The organism is Pseudomonas sp. R45(2017) (genome assembly GCF_002112305.1).
Classification (GTDB): Bacteria; Pseudomonadota; Gammaproteobacteria; order Pseudomonadales; family Pseudomonadaceae; genus Aquipseudomonas; species Aquipseudomonas paraglycinae.
In genome coordinates, this window is record NZ_NEHH01000009.1 from 1 (window position 1) to 21,827 (window position 21,827).

Annotated in this window: 18 protein-coding genes, 4 tRNA genes and 1 rRNA gene; all 23 read left to right on the forward strand. The window is 55.3% G+C overall.

Annotation, left to right across the window (positions count from 1 at the left end; genetic code table 11):
* A 5S ribosomal RNA gene (rrf, locus tag CAF74_RS20500) occupies positions 1 to 97 on the forward strand; the annotation flags it as partial.
* Between the two features lie 132 nt (positions 98 to 229).
* Positions 230 to 1,183 carry a bifunctional biotin--[acetyl-CoA-carboxylase] ligase/biotin operon repressor BirA gene (gene birA, locus CAF74_RS20505; RefSeq protein WP_085747587.1) on the forward strand — a complete coding sequence of 318 codons (954 nt, stop codon included), beginning with the start codon at positions 230 to 232 and terminating at the stop codon, positions 1,181 to 1,183.
* The gene (locus CAF74_RS20510; RefSeq protein WP_085747588.1) at positions 1,173 to 1,922 is read left to right on the forward strand and encodes a pantothenate kinase; all 750 of its coding nucleotides are present in this window, start codon (positions 1,173 to 1,175) and stop codon (positions 1,920 to 1,922) included. Before birA ends, CAF74_RS20510 begins: the two co-directional genes overlap by 11 nt.
* Positions 1,923 to 1,929: 7 nt before the next feature.
* Positions 1,930 to 2,370, forward strand: a complete 441-nt coding sequence (locus CAF74_RS20515; RefSeq protein WP_085747589.1) for a hypothetical protein — start codon at positions 1,930 to 1,932, stop codon at positions 2,368 to 2,370.
* A gap of 143 nt (positions 2,371 to 2,513) precedes the next feature.
* Positions 2,514 to 2,598, forward strand: a tRNA-Tyr gene (locus tag CAF74_RS20520).
* A 25-nt stretch (positions 2,599 to 2,623) separates the two neighbouring features.
* Positions 2,624 to 2,697, forward strand: a tRNA-Gly gene (locus CAF74_RS20525).
* Positions 2,698 to 2,723: 26 nt separating this feature from the next.
* Positions 2,724 to 2,799: transfer RNA gene (locus tag CAF74_RS20530), tRNA-Thr, on the forward strand.
* An 85-nt stretch (positions 2,800 to 2,884) separates the two neighbouring features.
* The gene (gene tuf / locus CAF74_RS20535; protein ID WP_010220303.1) at positions 2,885 to 4,078 is read left to right on the forward strand and encodes an elongation factor Tu; all 1,194 of its coding nucleotides are present in this window, start codon (positions 2,885 to 2,887) and stop codon (positions 4,076 to 4,078) included.
* A gap of 53 nt (positions 4,079 to 4,131) precedes the next feature.
* Positions 4,132 to 4,207: transfer RNA gene (locus CAF74_RS20540), tRNA-Trp, on the forward strand.
* A 45-nt stretch (positions 4,208 to 4,252) separates the two neighbouring features.
* Positions 4,253 to 4,621, forward strand: a complete 369-nt coding sequence (gene secE, locus CAF74_RS20545; RefSeq protein ID WP_007957600.1) for a preprotein translocase subunit SecE — start codon at positions 4,253 to 4,255, stop codon at positions 4,619 to 4,621.
* 9 nt (positions 4,622 to 4,630) lie between these two features.
* Positions 4,631 to 5,164 (forward strand): transcription termination/antitermination protein NusG, encoded by a 534-nt coding sequence (nusG, locus tag CAF74_RS20550; protein ID WP_007957598.1) that lies wholly within the window; start codon positions 4,631 to 4,633, stop codon positions 5,162 to 5,164.
* A 117-nt stretch (positions 5,165 to 5,281) separates the two neighbouring features.
* Positions 5,282 to 5,713 (forward strand): 50S ribosomal protein L11, encoded by a 432-nt coding sequence (rplK, locus tag CAF74_RS20555; protein ID WP_003228756.1) that lies wholly within the window; start codon positions 5,282 to 5,284, stop codon positions 5,711 to 5,713.
* Complete coding sequence (gene rplA, locus CAF74_RS20560) at positions 5,713 to 6,408, forward strand: 50S ribosomal protein L1 (RefSeq protein ID WP_085747590.1); 696 nt, start codon at positions 5,713 to 5,715, stop codon at positions 6,406 to 6,408. Before rplK ends, rplA begins: the two co-directional genes overlap by 1 nt.
* Before the next feature lie 198 nt (positions 6,409 to 6,606).
* Positions 6,607 to 7,107 (forward strand): 50S ribosomal protein L10, encoded by a 501-nt coding sequence (gene rplJ, locus CAF74_RS20565; protein ID WP_007957597.1) that lies wholly within the window; start codon positions 6,607 to 6,609, stop codon positions 7,105 to 7,107.
* 79 nt (positions 7,108 to 7,186) lie between these two features.
* Entirely contained in the window at positions 7,187 to 7,552 is a 366-nt protein-coding gene (gene rplL, locus CAF74_RS20570; protein WP_007957596.1) for a 50S ribosomal protein L7/L12, read from the forward strand.
* Positions 7,553 to 7,772: 220 nt separating this feature from the next.
* Positions 7,773 to 11,846: a DNA-directed RNA polymerase subunit beta gene (gene rpoB / locus CAF74_RS20575; RefSeq protein ID WP_007957595.1), complete on the forward strand. Its 4,074-nt coding sequence runs from the start codon at positions 7,773 to 7,775 to the stop codon at positions 11,844 to 11,846.
* A 63-nt stretch (positions 11,847 to 11,909) separates the two neighbouring features.
* Positions 11,910 to 16,109 carry a DNA-directed RNA polymerase subunit beta' gene (rpoC, locus tag CAF74_RS20580; protein ID WP_085747591.1) on the forward strand — a complete coding sequence of 1,400 codons (4,200 nt, stop codon included), beginning with the start codon at positions 11,910 to 11,912 and terminating at the stop codon, positions 16,107 to 16,109.
* 215 nt (positions 16,110 to 16,324) lie between these two features.
* The gene (gene rpsL / locus CAF74_RS20585) at positions 16,325 to 16,696 is read left to right on the forward strand and encodes a 30S ribosomal protein S12 (protein WP_003186084.1); all 372 of its coding nucleotides are present in this window, start codon (positions 16,325 to 16,327) and stop codon (positions 16,694 to 16,696) included.
* Positions 16,697 to 16,804: 108 nt separating this feature from the next.
* Positions 16,805 to 17,278, forward strand: coding sequence for a 30S ribosomal protein S7 (gene rpsG / locus CAF74_RS20590; RefSeq protein ID WP_007957592.1), 474 nt, complete (start codon positions 16,805 to 16,807; stop codon positions 17,276 to 17,278).
* Between the two features lie 30 nt (positions 17,279 to 17,308).
* Positions 17,309 to 19,414 (forward strand): elongation factor G, encoded by a 2,106-nt coding sequence (gene fusA, locus CAF74_RS20595; RefSeq protein ID WP_011336173.1) that lies wholly within the window; start codon positions 17,309 to 17,311, stop codon positions 19,412 to 19,414.
* Positions 19,415 to 19,445: 31 nt separating this feature from the next.
* The gene (tuf, locus tag CAF74_RS20600) at positions 19,446 to 20,639 is read left to right on the forward strand and encodes an elongation factor Tu (RefSeq protein ID WP_010220303.1); all 1,194 of its coding nucleotides are present in this window, start codon (positions 19,446 to 19,448) and stop codon (positions 20,637 to 20,639) included.
* A gap of 158 nt (positions 20,640 to 20,797) precedes the next feature.
* Complete coding sequence (gene rpsJ / locus CAF74_RS20605) at positions 20,798 to 21,109, forward strand: 30S ribosomal protein S10 (protein WP_003186070.1); 312 nt, start codon at positions 20,798 to 20,800, stop codon at positions 21,107 to 21,109.
* An 80-nt stretch (positions 21,110 to 21,189) separates the two neighbouring features.
* Positions 21,190 to 21,825 carry a 50S ribosomal protein L3 gene (gene rplC, locus CAF74_RS20610; protein WP_007955641.1) on the forward strand — a complete coding sequence of 212 codons (636 nt, stop codon included), beginning with the start codon at positions 21,190 to 21,192 and terminating at the stop codon, positions 21,823 to 21,825.
* Positions 21,826 to 21,827: the final 2 nt, after the last annotated feature.

The window sequence follows — 21,827 nt, forward strand, 5'->3', positions numbered from 1 at the left end:
TGGAACCACCTGATCCCATCCCGAACTCAGAAGTGAAACGATGCATCGCCGATGGTAGTGTGGGGTTTCCCCATGTGAGAGTAGGTCATCGTCAAGATTAAATTCCGAAACCCCAATTGCGAAAGCAGTTGGGGTTTTGTTTTGCCCGCAGGAAAATGGATTGTTTGAATTCTATGCAGCGGCCCGGTGCATGGCTATTATTCGGGCCTCATTCTGAGGCGAGACCTGCATGCTGACGTTGTTGAACCTTCTGAAGGATGGTCGATTCCATTCCGGTCAGGCCCTGGGTGTTGCTCTGGGAATTAGTCGAAGTGCGGTGTGGAAGCAGCTTCAGCATCTGGAGGCGGAGCTTGGGTTATCCATACATAAAGTTCGAGGGCGGGGCTATCAATTGGCTTCGCCATTGGCGCTGCTTGACTCGCTCAGGATAGAGGAAAGTCTTTCCGGCTGGTCTGTCAGTATCTTCGATTCCGTGGACTCGACTAATGCTGAATCGCTGCGCGCGGTGGATGGGGGGCGGGCGGCTCCCTTTCTTGTACTGGCTGAGCGCCAGAGCTCAGGGCGGGGGCGCAGAGGCCGTAAATGGGTGAGTCCGTTTGCTGAAAACCTCTATTACAGTCTCGTGCTGCGCATCGATGGTGGGATGCGTCAGCTTGAAGGGTTAAGTCTCGTTGTTGGTCTCGCGGTCATGCAGGCCTTGCATGCGCTTGGGGTGCCAGGTGCAGGGCTGAAATGGCCCAATGATGTATTGGTCGACCAAAAAAAAATCGCCGGGATCCTGTTGGAGCTGGTTGGTGATCCAGCAGACGTGTGCCATGTAGTGTTGGGCATAGGCATTAATGTGAACATGCAGGCTACAGACGAAGTTGATCAGCAATGGACTTCAATGCGTCTAGAATCGGGCAAATCTTGTGATCGCAATATTCTGGCGATTGAGCTGAGTAAGCAGCTGCAACTCTATCTGCAGCGTCACCAATCAGGTGGCTTCTCTGCGCTTCAGGCGGAGTGGGAGGCGAGTCATTTGTGGCAAGGGCAGCCGGTTTCTCTCACCGCCGGTGTCAATCAGGTAGAGGGTGTGGTGCTGGGAATCGATAATCAGGGCGCGCTTAGGCTGAAGGTAGATGGTGTGGAAAAGGTCTTTAGTGGCGGTGAGCTCAGCTTGAGGTTGCGTGATGATTCTTGAGCTCGATTGTGGAAACAGCTTTATCAAATGGCGTGTGCTGAGCGTTGAGGCCGGCGTCTTGGTCGCGGAGGGCGTGGTCGACTCTGACATGGCGTTGGTTGACGGTCTTCGATCGTTCGAGAAAGTGTCTCTCAAGAAATGTCGCCTCGTCAGCGTAAGAACCGAAGATGAGACTAATTTGCTGATTGGCTTGCTCAAGCATGAGTTCGGCATTTCCGTTGTCTGTGCGGCGCCCGCTCGCGAGATGTCCGGCGTAAAGAATGGTTACGACGACTATGAGCGCCTTGGTCTCGATCGCTGGCTGGCGATGCTTGGTGGTTTTCACCTGGCTAAAGGTGCTTGTCTGGTTCTTGATTTCGGGACAGCGGTGACTGCGGACTTTATCTCCGTGGACGGCGAGCATCTGGGAGGCTTCATTTGTCCTGGCATGCCGCTGATGCGTAATCAGTTGCGTACGCATACTCGAAAAATTCGCTATGGAGACCTGGCGGCAGAGCGTGCATTGACGAGCCAGGCTCCGGGGCGCAATACGGCTGAGGCTGTAGAGCGTGGCTGTTCGTTGATGCTCAGAGGATTTGTGTTGACGCAGCTGGAGATGGCGCGCTCCTACTGGGGTGATGACTACAGTGTCTTCATTACGGGTGGTGATGCCGAGCTGGTTTCGGATGTTGCGCCTGAGGCTCGGATTGTTCCCGATTTGGTGTTCGTGGGTTTGGCTATGGCGTGTCCTTTGTCCTGAGGTTTGTATGCGTTGGTTGTTTCTTCTGCTTCTGGTACTCAATGTGTTTTATTACGTCTGGCATCAGCAGGAGGCCCCGCTACGCGCAAAGGATGTAACGCCGCTCAGTCTTTATCGTGGCTCGCAACAGGATATTCGCTTGCTGAGTGAAGCTGGTGGTGATGCTTCCCGTGAAAAAAGGACTGGGGGGAAGTCTGATGGGCAGTGCCTTTATGTAGGTGGTTTGGCGCGCCCCGAGACCGCTCAGGCGTTGGAACAGCGTTTGACGGAGATTGGAGCAAAAGCTCTTCCTTCGTCAAAAGAGTCTTCCGGCGGCTCATATTGGTTCCAGATTACGCCCGAAACCCAGCGTTTGCTGGGTGATGCTCAGTTACAAAACCTTTCCAGGGAATTCAATGAGTTAAAACATAAAATAATGCTGTGCGAGGGGGTTGCACCTACTGAATAGTTTGCATAGAATGGCGCCCGCTCCACAGCGAAGACCTGAAAAGGTAGAAGCAGTGGGGTGGTGTCAATGCAGCTAACCTCAGGTTTTTAAATGAGAAAATGCTTGACAGGGGTTTGGCATAGTATAGAATGCCGGCCTGATTAGGAGGGGTTCCCGAGCGGCCAAAGGGATCAGACTGTAAATCTGACGTCTACGACTTCGAAGGTTCGAATCCTTCTCCCTCCACCAGATTTTAGCGTGAGCTGCAGGCTCCGCGGGTATAGTTTAGTGGTAGAACCTCAGCCTTCCAAGCTGATGATGCGGGTTCGATTCCCGCTACCCGCTCCAAGTTTGCAGGTTGTGCAAAGTTTTACGCTCTTGTAGCTCAGTTGGTAGAGCACACCCTTGGTAAGGGTGAGGTCAGCGGTTCAAATCCGCTCAAGAGCTCCATATAACAAGGCAGATATGAAAATATCTGCCTTTGTTTTAATGGCTCGTGTTGTTTGCTCAATTTCTTCTGTTAGGGGTGATATCGATGGCTAAGGAAAAATTTGATCGTTCCCTGCCGCACGTCAACGTAGGCACCATCGGTCACGTAGACCACGGTAAGACCACGCTGACCGCTGCTCTGACTCGCGTCTGTTCCGAAGTTTTCGGTTCGGCCGTAGTTGAATTCGACAAGATCGACAGCGCTCCAGAAGAAAAAGCTCGCGGTATCACCATCAACACCGCGCACGTTGAGTACAACTCGAACATTCGTCACTACGCTCACGTTGACTGCCCAGGTCACGCTGACTACGTGAAGAACATGATCACTGGTGCTGCGCAGATGGACGGCGCGATCCTGGTTTGCTCGGCCGCTGATGGTCCGATGCCACAAACCCGTGAGCACATCCTGCTGTCCCGTCAGGTAGGCGTTCCGTACATCGTGGTTTTCCTGAACAAGGCTGACCTGGTAGACGACGCTGAGCTGCTGGAACTGGTTGAGATGGAAGTTCGCGACCTGCTGTCCACCTACGACTTCCCAGGCGACGACACTCCGATCATCATCGGTTCGGCTCGTATGGCGCTGGAAGGCAAAGACGACAACGAAATGGGCACCACCGCTGTTAAGAAGCTGGTGGAGACTCTGGACAGCTACATCCCAGAGCCAGAGCGTGCTATCGACAAGCCTTTCCTGATGCCAATCGAAGACGTGTTCTCGATCTCGGGTCGCGGTACTGTTGTGACCGGTCGTATCGAGCGCGGTATCGTTCGCGTTCAAGACGCCCTGGAAATCGTTGGTCTGCGTGACACCACCACCACCACCTGCACCGGTGTTGAGATGTTCCGCAAGCTGCTGGACGAAGGTCGTGCTGGCGAGAACTGCGGCGTTCTGCTGCGTGGCACCAAGCGTGACGACGTTGAGCGTGGTCAGGTTCTGGTTAAGCCGGGTTCGGTTAAGCCGCACACCAAGTTCACCGCAGAAGTTTACGTTCTGAGCAAGGAAGAAGGCGGCCGTCACACTCCGTTCTTCAAAGGCTACCGTCCACAGTTCTACTTCCGTACTACTGACGTGACTGGTAACTGCGAGCTGCCAGAAGGCGTTGAAATGGTAATGCCAGGTGACAACATTCAGATGACTGTTACCCTGATCAAAACCATCGCGATGGAAGACGGCCTGCGTTTCGCAATCCGTGAAGGCGGCCGTACCGTTGGTGCTGGCGTCGTAGCCAAGATCATCGAGTAAATAGTTGTAATGTCTTTTTCAGGCCGGCATAATGGCCGGCCTGATTTTGTTTTAGGTCAGTAGCTCAATTGGCAGAGCGACGGTCTCCAAAACCGTAGGTTGGGGGTTCGATTCCCTCCTGACCTGCCAGATTCACTTGGTGTGTCTGGCTTTCTTTTCACAGGATCTTCATAGATGACTCCTAAAGCTGAAGCTCAAGGCTCTCGCTTCGATTTGCTCAAGTGGCTTGTCGTAGTCGCTTTGGTAATTGTTGGCGTTGTCGGCAATCAGTATTACGCTGCTTCGCCGATCCTGTACCGTGTACTCGCATTGCTTGTTATTGCTGCTGTAGCTGCCTTTGTAGGCCTGCAGACTGCCAAGGGCAAGTCTTTCTTTGTACTGGTTAAGGAAGCTCGCACCGAGATTCGTAAAGTCGTATGGCCAACTCGCCAAGAAACCACGCAGACCACGCTGATTGTTGTGGCTGTTGTTCTGGTTATGGCGTTGCTGTTGTGGGGGCTTGATTCCCTGCTCGGCTGGCTTGTTTCCTTGATTGTCGGCTAAGGGTGTCCCGTGGCTAAGCGTTGGTACGTTGTGCATGCTTACTCGGGTTACGAGAAGCATGTCATGCGTTCGTTGATCGAGCGTGTAAAGCTGGCTGGCATGGAAGATGGCTTCGGCGAAATTCTGGTTCCCACTGAAGAAGTGGTTGAAATGCGTAATGGCCAGAAACGCAAAAGCGAGCGCAAATTCTTCCCAGGTTATGTGCTGGTTCAGATGGATATGAACGAGGGTACTTGGCACTTGGTCAAGGATACTCCTCGGGTGATGGGTTTTATCGGCGGTACTGCTGATAAGCCAGCACCAATCACCGATAAAGAAGCTGAAGCGATTCTGCGTCGCGTTGCTGACGGTAGCGACAAGCCGAAGCCGAAGACGCTGTTCGAGCCAGGCGAAACCGTTCGAGTCAATGATGGTCCGTTTGCTGACTTTAACGGTGTTGTTGAAGAAGTTAACTACGAAAAGAGCCGGATCCAAGTGGCAGTGCTCATTTTCGGACGCTCTACTCCGGTAGAGTTGGAGTTCAGTCAGGTCGAAAAGGTCTAGCTGAGCAAGCATCCCAACCCCGCAGCCCTAGGCTGTGGGGTTTTGTCGTCACTGGGATAAACGCGCAAGTAACCGGGGAGCCTTTCGAGGCGTTCGAACCCGTAATTGGAGTGCCTCATGGCCAAGAAGATTACCGCTTACATCAAGCTGCAAGTGAAGGCCGCTCAGGCTAACCCAAGCCCACCTGTTGGTCCTGCTCTGGGTCAGCACGGCGTGAACATCATGGAATTCTGCAAAGCTTTCAACGCCCGTACCCAGGGTCTGGAAGCTGGTCTGCCGACTCCAGTGATCATCACTGTCTACAGCGACCGTAGCTTCACTTTCGAAACCAAATCCACCCCTGCTTCGGTTCTGCTGAAGAAGGCGGCCGGTCTGACCAGCGGTTCCGCTCGTCCGAACACCGTTAAGGTTGGCACTGTTACCCGTGCTCAGCTGGAAGAAATCGCGAAAACCAAAAACGCGGATCTGACTGCAGCTGATATGGATGCAGCCGTGCGTACTATCGCCGGTTCTGCTCGTAGCATGGGCCTTAACGTGGAGGGTGTGTAATGGCTAAGCTGACCAAGCGTCAAAAGGCTATCGCCGGCAAAATCGAAGCAGGCAAGGCCTACAACATTGTAGAAGCCGCTGCACTGCTGGCCGAGCTGTCGACTGTCAAGTTCAGCGAGTCGTTCGACGTAGCTGTAAACCTGGGCGTAGACCCGCGTAAATCCGACCAGGTCGTTCGTAGCGCTACTGTGCTGCCACACGGCACTGGCAAGACTGTTCGCGTTGCTGTGTTCACCCAGGGTCCAGCTGCTGAGGCCGCTCTGGCTGCCGGCGCTGACCGTGTAGGTATGGACGAACTGGCTGCCGAAATGAAAGGCGGCGACCTGAACTATGACGTAGTGATCGCATCCCCGGATGCCATGCGCGTTGTAGGTCAGCTGGGTCAGATCCTCGGTCCACGTGGTCTGATGCCTAACCCGAAAGTCGGCACTGTTACCCCAGACGTCGCTACCGCGGTTAAAAATGCCAAGGCTGGTCAGGTTCGTTATCGCACCGACAAAAACGGCATCATCCACACTTCCGTTGGCAAGATCGGCTTCGATGCCGTCAAGCTGAAGGAAAACGTTGAAGCCCTGATCGCTGATCTGAAGCGTATCAAGCCAGCTTCTTCGAAAGGTATCTACGTCAAGCGCGTTACCCTGAGCACCACTATGGGCCCAGGTCTGGTCATCGACCAGAGCTCGCTGGACGCGTAAGACAAAAATTGGCGCAGTTGACTGCGCCAATTGAAAGATTGGGGTCCCTGCCTGGCGGGGGCTATCCAAGACCGTAGGCGACGCAAGTCTTAAACCTCAAGCCTACGCAGATGGTGCTCCCGGTTCCTTACCGAATCAGACACCAAAACGACATTCGGTTTCGATCGAATGAAACGGTAACAAGCAGGAGTTAAACCCGTGGCAATTAATCTCGAAGACAAGAAGGCCATCGTCGCTGAAGTCAACGAGGCTGCCAAAGTCGCTCTGTCCGCTGTCGTGGTTGATGCCCGTGGCGTAACAGTAGGCGCAATGACCGGACTCCGTAAAGAGGCTCGTGAAGCTGGCGTTTACGTACGTGTTGTACGTAACACCCTGCTCAAGCGCGCTGTTGCTGACACTCCTTACAGTGTCCTCAACGACGTGTTCACCGGCCCGACCCTGATTGCATTCTCCAACGAACACCCGGGCGCTGCTGCTCGTCTGTTCAAGGAATTTGCCAAGGGTCAGGATAAGTTCGAGATCAAGGCAGCTTCGTTCGAGGGCAAGTTCCTCGCAGCGAATGAGATCGACGTGCTGGCAAGCCTGCCAACTCGCGACGAAGCTATTGCGAAACTGATGAGCGTGATTCAAGGCGCTACCAGCAAGCTGGCTCGTACTCTGGCGGCAATTCGCGATCAGAAAGAAGCAGCTGCAGCCTGAGGCTGAGCGTTTCCACTCTCGCGTATTTTTGTTTATTTCGACGGCCGTACAGGCTGTCCACCAAATCAGGAATTGAGTCATGTCTCTGACTAACGAACAAATCATCGAAGCAATCGGCCAGAAAACCGTTCTGGAAGTTGTTGAGCTGATCAAAGCAATGGAAGAAACCTTCGGCGTGACCGCTGCTGTTGCTGCTGCTGGTCCAGCTGCTGCTGCCGCTGTTGTTGAAGAGCAAACCGAGTTCAACGTTGTTCTGGTTGAAGCCGGCGAGAAGAAAGTAAACGTGATCAAGGCAGTTCGTGAACTGACCGGTCTGGGCCTGAAAGAAGCCAAAGAGAAAGTCGACGGCGCTCCTCAGGTTGTAGCTGAAGGCGTTTCGAAAGAAGCTGCTGAAGACGCTAAGAAGAAGCTGGAAGAAGCAGGCGCTAAAGTCGAGCTGAAGTAAGCATCGACTTTGCTCCTCCAGCCCGAGCGTCAAGCGACAGGCTGATGGCTGGTGGCTCTTGCCACCGGCCTTTTTCCGTTATTGGCAGCCGACTGGGTCGGTGTCGATAACGAGCTGTAACCACCCGATGCGGTGGCGCAAACCATGGGGTTTGCACGATTTTCTGGCTGCTCCCGTCGGGAGGGGCCAAACAAGCAGGTGACCAAGCTGGGGAACGCTGATGGCTTACTCATATACTGAGAAAAAACGTATCCGCAAGGACTTTAGCAAGTTGCCGGACGTCATGGATGTGCCTTACCTCCTGGCCATCCAGCTGGATTCGTATCGTGAATTCTTGCAAGCGGGAGCGACTAAAGATCAGTTCCGCGACGTGGGCCTGCATGCGGCCTTCAAATCCGTTTTCCCGATCATCAGCTACTCCGGCAATGCTGCGCTGGAGTACGTCGGTTATCGCTTGGGCGAACCGGCATTTGATGTCAAAGAATGCGTATTGCGCGGTGTAACTTTCGCCGTACCTTTGCGGGTAAAAGTGCGCCTGATCATTTTCGACAAAGAATCGTCGAACAAAGCGATCAAGGACATCAAAGAGCAAGAAGTCTACATGGGTGAAATCCCATTGATGACTGAGAACGGTACCTTCGTAATCAACGGTACCGAGCGTGTTATCGTTTCCCAGCTGCACCGTTCCCCGGGCGTGTTCTTCGACCACGACCGTGGCAAGACGCACAGCTCCGGCAAACTGCTGTACTCCGCGCGCATCATTCCTTACCGCGGTTCGTGGCTGGACTTCGAGTTCGACCCGAAAGACTGCGTATTCGTGCGTATCGACCGTCGTCGCAAACTGCCGGCCTCGGTACTGCTGCGCGCGCTCGGTTATACCACCGAGGAAGTGCTGGACGCGTTCTACACCACCAACGTATTCCACGTGAAAGGCGAAGGCCTGAGCCTGGAGCTGGTGCCTCAGCGCCTGCGTGGTGAAGTCGCAGTTCTCGACATCCAGGATGACAAAGGCAAGGTGATCGTTGAGCAGGGCCGTCGTATTACTGCCCGCCACATCAACCAGCTGGAAAAAGCCGGGATCAAAGAGCTGGACGTGCCTCTGGATTACGTTCTGGGTCGTACCACCGCCAAGGCCATCGTACACCCGGCTACCGGTGAGATCCTGGCAGAATGCAACACCGAGCTGTCGACCGAGATCCTGGCGAAAATCGCCAAGGCCGGCGTCGTACGCATCGAAACTCTGTACACCAACGACATCGACTGCGGTCCGTTCGTCTCCGACACGCTGAAGATCGACTCCACCAGCAACCAATTGGAAGCGCTGGTCGAGATCTATCGCATGATGCGTCCAGGCGAGCCGCCAACCAAAGACGCTGCCGAGACCCTGTTCAACAACCTGTTCTTCAGCCCTGAGCGCTATGACCTGTCTGCGGTCGGCCGGATGAAGTTCAACCGTCGTATCGGTCGTACCGAGATCGAAGGTTCGGGCGTGCTGTGCAAGGAAGACATCGTCGCGGTACTGAAGACTCTGGTCGACATCCGTAACGGTAAAGGCATCGTCGACGACATCGACCACCTGGGTAACCGTCGTGTTCGCTGCGTAGGCGAAATGGCCGAGAACCAGTTCCGCGTTGGCCTGGTACGTGTTGAGCGTGCGGTCAAAGAGCGTCTGTCGATGGCTGAAAGCGAAGGCCTGATGCCGCAAGACCTGATCAACGCCAAGCCAGTGGCTGCGGCGGTGAAAGAGTTCTTCGGTTCCAGCCAGCTGTCGCAGTTCATGGACCAGAACAACCCGTTGTCCGAGATCACCCACAAGCGTCGTGTCTCTGCACTCGGCCCTGGCGGTCTGACTCGTGAGCGCGCGGGCTTCGAAGTCCGTGACGTACACCCGACTCACTACGGTCGTGTCTGCCCGATTGAAACGCCGGAAGGTCCGAACATCGGTCTGATCAACTCGCTGGCTGCTTACGCTCGCACCAACCAGTACGGCTTCCTCGAGAGCCCGTACCGTGTGGTGAAAGAGGGTGTGGTCACCGACGACATCGTGTTCCTGTCCGCCATTGAAGAAGCCGATCACGTGATCGCGCAGGCTTCGGCGACCATGAACGAGCAGAAAGTCCTGATCGACGAACTGGTGGCCGTGCGTCACCTGAACGAATTCACCGTCAAGGCGCCGGAAGACGTCACCTTGATGGACGTTTCGCCGAAGCAGGTAGTTTCGGTTGCAGCGTCGCTGATTCCGTTCCTCGAGCACGACGACGCCAACCGTGCGTTGATGGGTTCGAACATGCAGCGTCAAGCTGTACCAACCCTGCGCGCTGACAAGCCGCTGGTAGGTACCGGCATGGAGCGTAACGTGGCTCGCGACTCCGGCGTTTGCGTCGTGGCTCGTCGTGGCGGCGTGATCGACTCCGTTGATGCCAGTCGTATCGTGGTTCGTGTTGCTGATGACGAAGTTGAAACCGGCGAAGCTGGTGTCGACATCTACAACCTGACCAAATACACCCGCTCGAACCAGAACACCTGCATCAACCAGCGTCCGCTGGTGAGCAAAGGTGATCGCGTTCAGCGTAGCGACATCATGGCCGACGGCCCGTCCACCGACATGGGTGAACTGGCTCTGGGTCAGAACATGCGCATCGCGTTCATGGCATGGAACGGCTTCAACTTCGAAGACTCCATCTGCCTGTCCGAGCGTGTGGTTCAGGAAGACCGCTTCACCACGATCCACATTCAGGAACTGACCTGTGTGGCCCGTGACACCAAGCTTGGCCCAGAGGAAATCACTGCGGACATCCCGAACGTGGGTGAAGCCGCTCTGAACAAGCTGGACGAAGCCGGTATCGTTTACGTAGGTGCTGAAGTCGGCGCAGGCGACATCCTGGTAGGCAAGGTCACTCCGAAAGGCGAGACCCAACTGACTCCGGAAGAAAAACTGCTGCGTGCGATCTTCGGTGAAAAAGCCAGCGACGTTAAAGACACCTCCCTGCGCGTGCCTACCGGCACCAAAGGTACTGTCATCGACGTGCAGGTCTTCACTCGTGACGGCGTTGAGCGTGATGCTCGTGCACTGTCGATCGAGAAGTCCCAGCTGGACGAGATCCGCAAGGATCTGAACGAAGAGTTCCGCATCGTTGAAGGCGCGACCTTCGAACGTCTGCGTTCCGCTCTGGTAGGCCACAAGGCTGAAGGCGGCGCGGGCCTGAAGAAAGGTCAGGACATCACCGACGAAGTACTCGACGGTCTTGAGCATGGTCAGTGGTTCAAACTGCGCATGGCTGAAGATGCTCTGAACGAGCAGCTCGAGAAGGCTCAGGCCTACATCGTTGATCGCCGCCGTCTGCTGGACGACAAGTTCGAAGACAAGAAGCGCAAACTGCAGCAGGGCGATGACCTGGCTCCAGGCGTGCTGAAGATCGTCAAGGTTTACCTGGCAATCCGTCGTCGCATCCAGCCGGGCGACAAGATGGCCGGTCGTCACGGTAACAAAGGTGTGGTCTCCGTGATCATGCCGGTTGAAGACATGCCGCACGATGCCAATGGCACCCCGGTCGACGTGGTCCTCAACCCGCTGGGCGTACCTTCGCGTATGAACGTTGGTCAGATCCTTGAAACCCACCTGGGCCTCGCGGCCAAAGGTCTGGGCGAGAAGATCAACCGGATGGTCGAAGAGCAGCGCAAAGTCGCTGAGCTGCGTACCTTCCTGGACGAGATCTACAACCAGATCGGCGGTCGTAACGAAGATCTGGACAGCTTCTCCGATCAGGAAATCCTGGATCTGGCGAAGAACCTGCGTGGCGGTGTTCCAATGGCCACTCCAGTGTTCGACGGTGCCAAGGAAAGCGAAATCAAGGCCATGCTGAAACTGGCAGACCTGCCAGAAAGCGGCCAGATGCAGCTGACCGACGGCCGTACCGGCAACAAGTTCGAGCGTCCAGTTACCGTTGGCTACATGTACATGCTGAAGCTGAACCACTTGGTAGACGACAAGATGCACGCGCGTTCTACCGGTTCGTACAGCCTGGTTACCCAGCAGCCGCTGGGTGGTAAGGCGCAGTTCGGTGGTCAGCGTTTCGGGGAGATGGAGGTCTGGGCACTGGAAGCATACGGTGCTGCTTACACTCTGCAAGAAATGCTCACAGTGAAGTCGGACGATGTGAACGGCCGGACCAAGATGTACAAAAACATCGTGGACGGCGATCACCGTATGGAGCCGGGCATGCCCGAGTCCTTCAACGTGTTGATCAAGGAAATTCGTTCCCTCGGCATCGATATCGATCTGGAAACCGAATAACACGTGACGCGATCGAGAGCGGGGCAGGATTGCCCGCTCTCTGCTCCGCCAGGAGGAAAGGCCTTGAAAGACCTACTGAATTTGCTGAAAAACCAGGGTCAAGTCGAAGAGTTCGACGCCATCCGTATCGGATTGGCCTCGCCTGAGATGATCCGCTCGTGGTCGTTCGGTGAAGTTAAAAAGCCGGAAACCATCAACTACCGTACGTTCAAACCTGAGCGTGACGGTCTGTTCTGCGCCAAGATCTTTGGCCCGGTAAAGGATTACGAGTGCCTGTGCGGTAAGTACAAGCGCTTGAAGCACCGTGGTGTGATCTGCGAGAAGTGCGGCGTTGAAGTTGCACTGGCCAAGGTTCGTCGTGAGCGCATGGCGCACATCGAACTGGCTTCGCCAGTTGCCCACATCTGGTTCCTGAAATCGCTGCCGTCCCGTATCGGCCTGCTGATGGACATGACCCTGCGTGATATCGAACGCGTTCTCTACTTCGAGAGCTATGTCGTTATCGACCCGGGCATGACCACTCTTGAAAAAGGTCAGCTGCTGAACGACGAGCAGTACTTCGAAGCGCTGGAAGAGTTCGGTGATGACTTCGACGCCCGTATGGGTGCCGAAGCTGTCCGTGAACTGCTGCACGCTATCGACCTGGAACACGAGATTGGCCGTCTGCGTGAAGAAATTCCGCAAACCAACTCCGAAACCAAGATCAAGAAGCTGTCCAAGCGTCTGAAGTTGATGGAAGCCTTCCAGGGTTCCGGCAACCTGCCAGAGTGGATGGTGCTGACCGTTCTGCCGGTTCTGCCGCCAGATCTGCGTCCACTGGTTCCGCTGGATGGCGGTCGTTTCGCGACTTCCGACCTCAACGATCTGTATCGTCGAGTGATCAACCGTAACAACCGTTTGAAGCGTCTGCTGGATCTGTCCGCTCCGGACATCATCGTGCGCAACGAAAAGCGTATGTTGCAGGAAGCTGTCGATGCACTGCTCGACAACGGTCGTCGTGGCCGCGCTATCACAGGTTCCAACAAGCGTCCTCTGAAATCCCTGGCTGACATGATCAAGGGTAAGCAAGGTCGTTTCCGTCAGAACTTGCTCGGTAAGCGTGTTGACTACTCCGGTCGTTCGGTAATTACCGTAGGCCCGACCCTGCGTCTGCATCAGTGCGGTCTGCCGAAGAAGATGGCTCTCGAGCTGTTCAAGCCGTTCATTTTCGGCAAGCTGGAAATGCGTGGTCTCGCGACCACCATCAAAGCGGCCAAGAAAATGGTCGAGCGCGAACTGCCAGAAGTTTGGGACGTTCTCGCTGAAGTGATTCGCGAACACCCGGTCCTCCTCAACCGTGCACCGACTCTTCACCGTCTGGGTATCCAGGCGTTTGAACCGGTACTGATCGAAGGTAAGGCTATCCAGCTGCACCCTCTGGTCTGCGCCGCGTACAACGCCGACTTCGACGGCGACCAAATGGCCGTACACGTACCGCTGACGCTGGAAGCCCAGCTCGAAGCGCGTGCGTTGATGATGTCGACCAACAACATTCTGTCGCCAGCCAACGGTGAGCCAATCATCGTTCCGTCGCAGGACGTTGTATTGGGTCTGTACTACATGACTCGTGAAGCGATCAACGCCAAGGGCGAAGGTCGTGTGTTTGCGGATCTGCAGGAAGTTGACCGTGTGTTCCGTGCCGGCGAAGCCGCACTGCACGCCAAGATCAAGGTTCGTATCAACGAAACCGTGAACGATCGTGACGGCAACAGCGTGAACAACACCCGTATCGTCGACACCACTGTCGGCCGTGCGCTGCTGTTCCAGGTTGTGCCAAAAGGTCTGTCGTTCGACGTCGTCAACCTGCCGATGAAGAAAAAGGCGATCTCCAAGCTGATCAACCAGTGCTACCGCGTGGTTGGTCTGAAAGAGACCGTGATCTTCGCTGACCAGTTGATGTACACCGGTTTTGCCTATTCGACCATTTCCGGCGTTTCCATCGGTGTTAACGACTTCGTTATCCCGGATGAAAAAGCCCGCATCATCGGTGCTGCCACCGACGAAGTGAAAGAAATCGAGAGCCAGTACGCCTCCGGCCTGGTAACCCAGGGCGAGAAGTACAACAAAGTGATCGACCTTTGGTCGAAAGCGAACGACGAAGTCTCCAAGGCGATGATGGCCAACCTCTCGAAAGAGAAAGTCATCGACCGTCACGGCCACGAAGTCGAGCAAGAATCGTTCAACTCGATGTACATGATGGCCGACTCGGGTGCGCGGGGTTCCGCAGCACAGATTCGTCAGCTGGCCGGTATGCGTGGTCTGATGGCCAAGCCGGACGGTTCCATCATTGAAACGCCGATTACTGCGAACTTCCGTGAAGGTCTGAGCGTACTCCAGTACTTCATCTCGACTCACGGTGCTCGTAAAGGTCTGGCGGATACCGCGTTGAAAACTGCGAACTCCGGTTACCTGACTCGTCGTCTGGTAGACGTGGCGCAGGATCTGGTTGTAACCGAGATCGATTGCGGCACTGAACACGGTCTGCTGATGACTCCGCACATTGAAGGCGGTGACGTTGTAGAGCCGTTGGGTGAGCGCGTATTGGGTCGTGTCATTGCCCGTGACGTATTCAAGCCGGGTACCGAGGACGTCATCGTTCCTGCTGGCACTCTGGTAGACGAGAAGTGGGTCGAGTTCATCGAGCTGAACAGCATCGACGAAGTGATCGTGCGTTCGCCGATCAGCTGCGAAACCCGCTATGGCATTTGCGCCAAGTGCTACGGCCGTGACCTGGCTCGTGGTCACCAGGTGAACATCGGTGAAGCGGTCGGCGTTATCGCTGCCCAGTCCATCGGTGAGCCGGGTACCCAGCTGACGATGCGTACGTTCCACATCGGTGGTGCGGCAAGCCGTACTTCCGCAGCCGACAGCGTTCAGGTGAAGAATGGCGGTACCGTCCGTCTGCACAACCTGAAACACGTTGAACGTGTGGATGGCAACCTGGTTGCTGTGTCCCGTTCCGGTGAGCTGGCAATCGCTGACGACTTCGGTCGTGAGCGCGAGCGTTACAAGCTGCCTTACGGTGCCGTGATTTCGGTTAAAGAAGGTGACAAGGTCGACGCTGGCGCAATCGTGGCCAAGTGGGATCCGCACACTCACCCGATCGTTACCGAAATGAAAGGTACCGTGACCTACGTGGGCATGGAAGAAGGCATCACGATCAAGCGTCAGACTGACGAATTGACCGGTATGACAAACATTGAAGTACTCGATGCCAAAGACCGTCCGGCTGCCGGCAAGGACATCCGTCCTGCGGTGAAGATGGTTGATGACAACGGCAAGGATCTGTTGCTGCCAGGCACTGACGTTATCGCTCAGTACTTCCTGCCAGCCAACGCCCTGGTCGGTGTTGCGGACGGTGCGAAGATTGCGATCGGTGATGTTATCGCTCGTATCCCGCAAGAAACTTCGAAAACCCGTGACATCACCGGTGGTCTGCCGCGTGTTGCCGACCTGTTCGAAGCCCGTCGTCCGAAAGAAGCGTCGATTCTGGCTGAAGTCAGCGGCACCATCGCGTTCGGTAAAGAGACCAAAGGCAAGCGCCGTCTGGTTATTACCCCGAACGACGGTAGCGATCCGTACGAAGAGCTGATTCCGAAGTGGCGTCACCTGAACGTGTTCGAAGGCGAACAGGTAAACCGCGGCGAAGTTATCTCCGACGGTCCGAGCGATCCGCACGACATCCTGCGTCTGCTGGGTGTGAGCGCGCTGGCCAAGTACATCGTCAACGAGATCCAGGACGTTTACCGTCTGCAAGGCGTGAAGATCAACGACAAGCACATCGAGACCATCCTGCGTCAGATGCTGCGTAAAGTTGAGATCTCCGAGTCCGGCGACTCCAGCTTCATCAAGGGCGACCAGATGGAACTGACTCACGTTCTGGTAGAGAACGAGCGTCTGAACGCGGAAGACAAATTTGTCTCCAAGTTCACCCGCGTTCTGCTGGGTATCACCAAGGCGTCGTTGTCGACCGAATCGTTCATCTCGGCGGCTTCCTTCCAGGAAACCACCCGCGTACTGACCGAAGCGGCCGTAACCGGCAAGCGCGATTACCTGCGCGGCCTGAAAGAAAACGTGGTCGTGGGTCGTCTGATCCCGGCCGGTACCGGTCTGGCTTATCACAGCGAGCGCAAGCGTCGTCGTGATGCAGACAAGCCGTTGCGCGTAAGCGCCAGTGAAGTGGAAGCTGCACTGACCGAAGCGCTGAACTCGAGCGGTAACTGAGTTCTGCGAAAAATGAGCTGAGGCCCTGATCAAGCCGTTCATCGAATCGAGACAATTTGTCGAGGTTCGACGAGCGGGGAGGTCGGGGCCTTGCCTTGACTGGGGACAAGATCCTCTTTAGACTCTTGATCCCCTAAATTTGGCGGGAATTCGTTCCTGCCATTTTGCTTTTCTTGCAAGACAATAGCGTCGCAAGACAACAGTGGAGCTAGTAGATGGCAACTATCAACCAGCTGGTACGTCAGCCGCGTAAGCGTATCGTCGAGAAATCCGACGTGCCTGCGCTGCAGAACTGCCCGCAACGTCGTGGCGTGTGCACCCGTGTGTACACCACTACGCCGAAAAAACCTAACTCGGCACTGCGTAAAGTATGCCGTGTGCGTCTGACCAACGGTTTCGAGGTTTCCTCGTACATCGGTGGTGAAGGCCACAACCTGCAAGAGCACAGCGTGGTACTGATCCGCGGCGGTCGTGTAAAAGACTTGCCAGGTGTTCGTTATCACACCGTTCGCGGCTCCTTGGATACTTCCGGCGTTAAAGGCCGTAACCAGGGTCGTTCGAAGTACGGTACCAAGCGTCCGAAGTAATCGGCCGTTTTGCAGATTTTCATTTTATTGAGTCGATAAGAGTAAGGTCGGGCGCGCATCCACTGGATCTGTCCCGAGCTAACCTGAAGACCGTTTGAGGGCTTATCAATGCCAAGACGTCGCGTAGCAGCAAAGCGTGAGATTCTGGACGATCCGAAATACGGAAGCCAAATCCTCGCCAAATTCATGAACCACGTTATGGAAAGCGGCAAGAAAGCCGTTGCCGAGCGTATCGTTTATGGTGCCCTGGAAACCGTTGCGGCTCGCAAGACCGGCACCGATCCCCTGGAACTCTTCGAAAAAGCACTCGACGCCATCGCTCCGCTGGTCGAAGTGAAGTCGCGCCGCGTTGGTGGTGCTACTTACCAGGTTCCGGTCGAGGTTCGTCCGTCCCGTCGTAACGCTCTGGCAATGCGCTGGTTGGTAGACTTCGCCCGCAAGCGCGGCGAGAAGTCTATGGCTCTGCGCTTGGCTGGCGAGCTGCTGGATGCTGCTGAAGGTAAAGGTGCTGCTGTTAAGAAGCGTGAAGACGTGCACCGTATGGCCGAAGCTAACAAAGCTTTCTCGCACTACCGCTTCTAATTTTAGCTTCACTAATTTTGCGAGGGCTTTATGGCTCGTACTACTCCGATTAGTCGCTACCGTAACATCGGTATCGTCGCACACGTGGATGCTGGTAAAACCACCACCACCGAGCGCGTCCTTTTTTACACTGGCAAAAGTCACAAAATGGGCGAGGTGCATGACGGCGCCGCGACCACAGACTGGATGGTTCAGGAGCAGGAGCGTGGTATTACCATTACTTCTGCTGCCATTACCGCCTTCTGGAAAGGTTCCGAGAAGCAGTACCCACACGAGCATCGCTTCAACGTAATCGATACTCCGGGCCACGTAGACTTCACCATTGAAGTAGAGCGTTCCCTGCGCGTACTCGACGGCGCGGTCGTTGTGTTCTGCGGTACTTCGGGTGTTGAGCCTCAGTCGGAAACCGTATGGCGTCAGGCCAACAAATACGGCGTTCCACGTCTTGTTTATGTAAACAAGATGGACCGTGCTGGTGCCAACTTCCTGCGCGTGATCGGTCAGATCAAACAGCGTCTGGGTCACACTCCGGTGCCGATCCAGCTGGCTATCGGTTCGGAAGATAACTTCCAGGGCCAGATCGACCTGATTAACATGCAAGCTGTCTACTGGAACGATTCTGACAAGGGTATGGTTCCGGTTCGCAAGGAAATCCCTGCGGACATGCTTGAACTGGCTGAAGAATGGCGCAACAACATGGTTGAAGCCGCCGCCGAAGCCAGCGAAGAGCTGATGAACAAGTACCTGGAAGGTGAAGAGCTGTCGATCGCCGAGATCAAGGCTGCTCTGCGTCAGCGTACTATCGCCGGCGAAATCGTTCTGGCTGTTTGCGGTTCTTCGTTCAAGAACAAGGGCGTTCCCCTGGTTCTCGACGCCGTTATCGACTTCCTGCCTGCTCCGACCGACATTCCTGCTATCAAGGGTTCCAACCCTGATAACGAGGAAGAAGAGATGGAGCGTCATGCAAGCGACGACGAGCCGTTCGCGGCCCTGGCGTTCAAGATCGCTACCGACCCATTCGTGGGTACCTTGACCTTCGTCCGCGTTTACTCGGGCGTGTTGAACTCCGGCGACGGCGTGATCAACTCGGTTAAAGGCAAGAAAGAGCGCGTGGGTCGTATGGTGCAAATGCACGCAAACGCCCGTGAAGAGATCAAGGAAGTACGCGCTGGCGACATCGCGGCCCTGATCGGCATGAAGGACGTCACCACTGGTGAAACCCTCTGCAATGCTGACAAGCCAATCATCCTGGTTCGCATGGACTTCCCGGAGCCGGTTATTTCGGTTGCCGTAGAGCCTAAGACCAAGGATGACCAGGAAAAAATGGGTATCGCTCTGGGTAAGCTTGCTCAGGAAGACCCGTCTTTCCGCGTCAAAACTGATGAAGAGACTGGTCAAACGATCATCTCCGGCATGGGCGAGCTGCACTTGGACATCCTGGTTGACCGGATGCGCCGTGAGTTCAACGTCGAAGCCAACATCGGCAAGCCACAGGTTTCGTACCGTGAGCGCATCACGAAGAACTGCGAAATCGAAGGCAAGTTCGTTCGTCAGTCCGGCGGTCGTGGCCAGTTCGGTCATTGCTGGATTCGCTTTGCTCCTGCTGACGAAGGTCAGGAAGGTCTGCAATTCCTGAACGAAGTAGTGGGTGGTGTGGTTCCTAAGGAATACATCCCGGCTATCCAGAAGGGTATCGAAGAGCAGATGAAGAACGGCGTTGTTGCCGGCTATCCGCTGATCGGCCTGAAGGCTACCGTGTTCGATGGTTCTTACCACGACGTCGACTCCAACGAGATGGCGTTTAAAGTGGCTGCTTCCATGGCGACCAAGCAACTGGCCCAGAAGGGCGGTGGTGAGTTGCTCGAGCCGATCATGGCGGTAGAGGTTGTTACGCCTGAAGACTATATGGGTGATGTGATGGGCGACCTTAACCGTCGTCGCGGCATGATCCAGGGTATGGAAGACACAGTGTCCGGCAAGGTTATCCGTGCCGAAGTTCCGCTGGGTGAGATGTTCGGTTATGCGACCGACGTTCGTTCCATGTCTCAGGGTCGCGCAAGCTACTCTATGGAATTCAAAAAATACGATACGGCTCCGTCGCACATCGTCGAATCCGTTACCAAAAAACAAGGCTGATTCAGCCCCTTTAGGCTAGGAGTTAATTGTCGTGGCTAAAGAAAAATTTGATCGTTCCCTACCGCACGTAAACGTTGGCACCATCGGCCACGTTGACCACGGTAAAACCACTCTGACCGCTGCTCTGACTCGCGTCTGCTCCGAAGTTTTCGGTTCGGCCGTAGTTGAATTCGACAAGATCGACAGCGCTCCAGAAGAAAAAGCTCGCGGTATCACCATCAACACCGCGCACGTTGAGTACAACTCGAACATTCGTCACTACGCTCACGTTGACTGCCCAGGTCACGCTGACTACGTGAAGAACATGATCACTGGTGCTGCGCAGATGGACGGCGCGATCCTGGTTTGCTCGGCCGCTGATGGTCCGATGCCACAAACCCGTGAGCACATCCTGCTGTCCCGTCAGGTAGGCGTTCCGTACATCGTGGTTTTCCTGAACAAGGCTGACCTGGTAGACGACGCTGAGCTGCTGGAACTGGTTGAGATGGAAGTTCGCGACCTGCTGTCCACCTACGACTTCCCAGGCGACGACACTCCGATCATCATCGGTTCGGCTCGTATGGCGCTGGAAGGCAAAGACGACAACGAAATGGGCACCACCGCTGTTAAGAAGCTGGTGGAAACTCTGGACAGCTACATCCCAGAGCCAGAGCGTGCTATCGACAAGCCTTTCCTGATGCCAATCGAAGACGTGTTCTCGATCTCGGGTCGCGGTACTGTTGTGACCGGTCGTATCGAGCGCGGTATCGTTCGCGTTCAAGACGCCCTGGAAATCGTTGGTCTGCGTGACACCACCACCACCACCTGCACCGGTGTTGAGATGTTCCGCAAGCTGCTGGACGAAGGTCGTGCTGGCGAGAACTGCGGCGTTCTGCTGCGTGGCACCAAGCGTGACGACGTTGAGCGTGGTCAGGTTCTGGTTAAGCCGGGTTCGGTTAAGCCGCACACCAAGTTCACCGCAGAAGTTTACGTTCTGAGCAAGGAAGAAGGCGGCCGTCACACTCCGTTCTTCAAAGGCTACCGTCCACAGTTCTACTTCCGTACTACTGACGTGACTGGTAACTGCGAGCTGCCAGAAGGCGTTGAAATGGTAATGCCAGGTGACAACATTCAGATGACTGTTACCCTGATCAAAACCATCGCGATGGAAGACGGCCTGCGTTTCGCAATCCGTGAAGGCGGCCGTACCGTTGGTGCTGGTGTCGTAGCTAAAATCATCGAGTGATCTCTTTATTGAGTCAGCTTTGATGAGTTGAAAAAAGCCCCCGCTTAGCGGGGGCTTTTTTATTGGGTTGACACCTATCTGGGGCGTCTATAGAATTGCGCCTCCTTTTAACGGGCGTATTGCGCCCGGTGGGAATAGCAGCCGGAGTCTGAAATCCAATGCAAAATCAGCAAATCCGTATCAGGTTGAAGGCTTTTGACCATCGCCTGATCGACCAATCAACCCAGGAAATCGTGGAAACCGCGAAACGTACTGGTGCTCAAGTGCGTGGTCCAATTCCACTGCCTACCCGTAAAGAGCGGTTCACCGTTCTGGTTTCCCCGCACGTCAACAAAGACGCGCGTGACCAGTACGAGATCCGCACTCATAAGCGCGTTCTGGACATCGTCCAGCCAACGGATAAAACCGTTGATGCACTTATGAAGCTTGATCTTGCGGCCGGTGTGGAAGTGCAGATCAGCCTCGGCTAAGACTCGGTCTTGGTCGTGTAACGCTCTGAAATGGGCGGCCATAGCGGGTGAAAGCCCCGTACACTCATGAGGTTTACAACATGACTATTGGTGTAGTCGGTCGTAAAGCGGGTATGACCCGTATTTTCACCGAAGAAGGTGTCTCCATTCCGGTCACGGTCATTGAGATCGAGCCGAATCGCGTCACCCAGTTCAAAACTGAAGAAACCGATGGCTATCGTGCAGTGCAAGTCACTGTCGGCGAGCGTCGTGCTTCCCGTGTAACAGCTGCTCAGGCTGGCCACTTCGCCAAGGCGAACGTTGCCGCTGGTCGTACCGTAATGGAATTCCGCCTTGAAGAAGGCGAGTACCAGGCCGGCGATCTGATCAACGCTGAAATCTTCGCTGCTGGTCAACTGGTTGATGTAACCGGTCAGTCCAAAGGTAAAGGCTTCCAGGGTACGATCAAGCGTTGGAATTTCCGCGGGCAAGATAACACCCACGGTAACTCCGTATCCCACCGCGTCCCAGGCTCTATCGGCCAGTGCCAGACTCCTGGTCGTGTATTCAAGGGCAAAAAAATGTCCGGTCATATGGGCGCTGAGCGCGTGACCGTGCAGTCCCTGGAAGTAGTGCGCGTGGACGCTGAACGCAATCTGTTGCTGGTCAAGGGTGCTGTTCCTGGCGCTACTGGCGGCAACCTGGTTGTACGTCCAGCAGCCAAGGCTCGCGGTTAAGG

Coding starts and splice junctions, on each gene's coding strand:
- rplK (WP_003228756.1), top strand. CDS start 5,282: ATGGCCAAGAAGATTACCGCTTACATCAAGCTGCAAGTGAAGGCCGCT.
- CAF74_RS20510 (WP_085747588.1), top strand. CDS start 1,173: ATGATTCTTGAGCTCGATTGTGGAAACAGCTTTATCAAATGGCGTGTG.
- rpsJ (WP_003186070.1), top strand. CDS start 20,798: ATGCAAAATCAGCAAATCCGTATCAGGTTGAAGGCTTTTGACCATCGC.
- CAF74_RS20515 (WP_085747589.1), top strand. CDS start 1,930: ATGCGTTGGTTGTTTCTTCTGCTTCTGGTACTCAATGTGTTTTATTAC.
- rpsL (WP_003186084.1), top strand. CDS start 16,325: ATGGCAACTATCAACCAGCTGGTACGTCAGCCGCGTAAGCGTATCGTC.
- rplA (WP_085747590.1), top strand. CDS start 5,713: ATGGCTAAGCTGACCAAGCGTCAAAAGGCTATCGCCGGCAAAATCGAA.
- secE (WP_007957600.1), top strand. CDS start 4,253: ATGACTCCTAAAGCTGAAGCTCAAGGCTCTCGCTTCGATTTGCTCAAG.
- rplL (WP_007957596.1), top strand. CDS start 7,187: ATGTCTCTGACTAACGAACAAATCATCGAAGCAATCGGCCAGAAAACC.
- fusA (WP_011336173.1), top strand. CDS start 17,309: ATGGCTCGTACTACTCCGATTAGTCGCTACCGTAACATCGGTATCGTC.
- rplC (WP_007955641.1), top strand. CDS start 21,190: ATGACTATTGGTGTAGTCGGTCGTAAAGCGGGTATGACCCGTATTTTC.
- rpsG (WP_007957592.1), top strand. CDS start 16,805: ATGCCAAGACGTCGCGTAGCAGCAAAGCGTGAGATTCTGGACGATCCG.
- rpoB (WP_007957595.1), top strand. CDS start 7,773: ATGGCTTACTCATATACTGAGAAAAAACGTATCCGCAAGGACTTTAGC.
- tuf (WP_010220303.1), top strand. CDS start 2,885: ATGGCTAAGGAAAAATTTGATCGTTCCCTGCCGCACGTCAACGTAGGC.
- birA (WP_085747587.1), top strand. CDS start 230: ATGCTGACGTTGTTGAACCTTCTGAAGGATGGTCGATTCCATTCCGGT.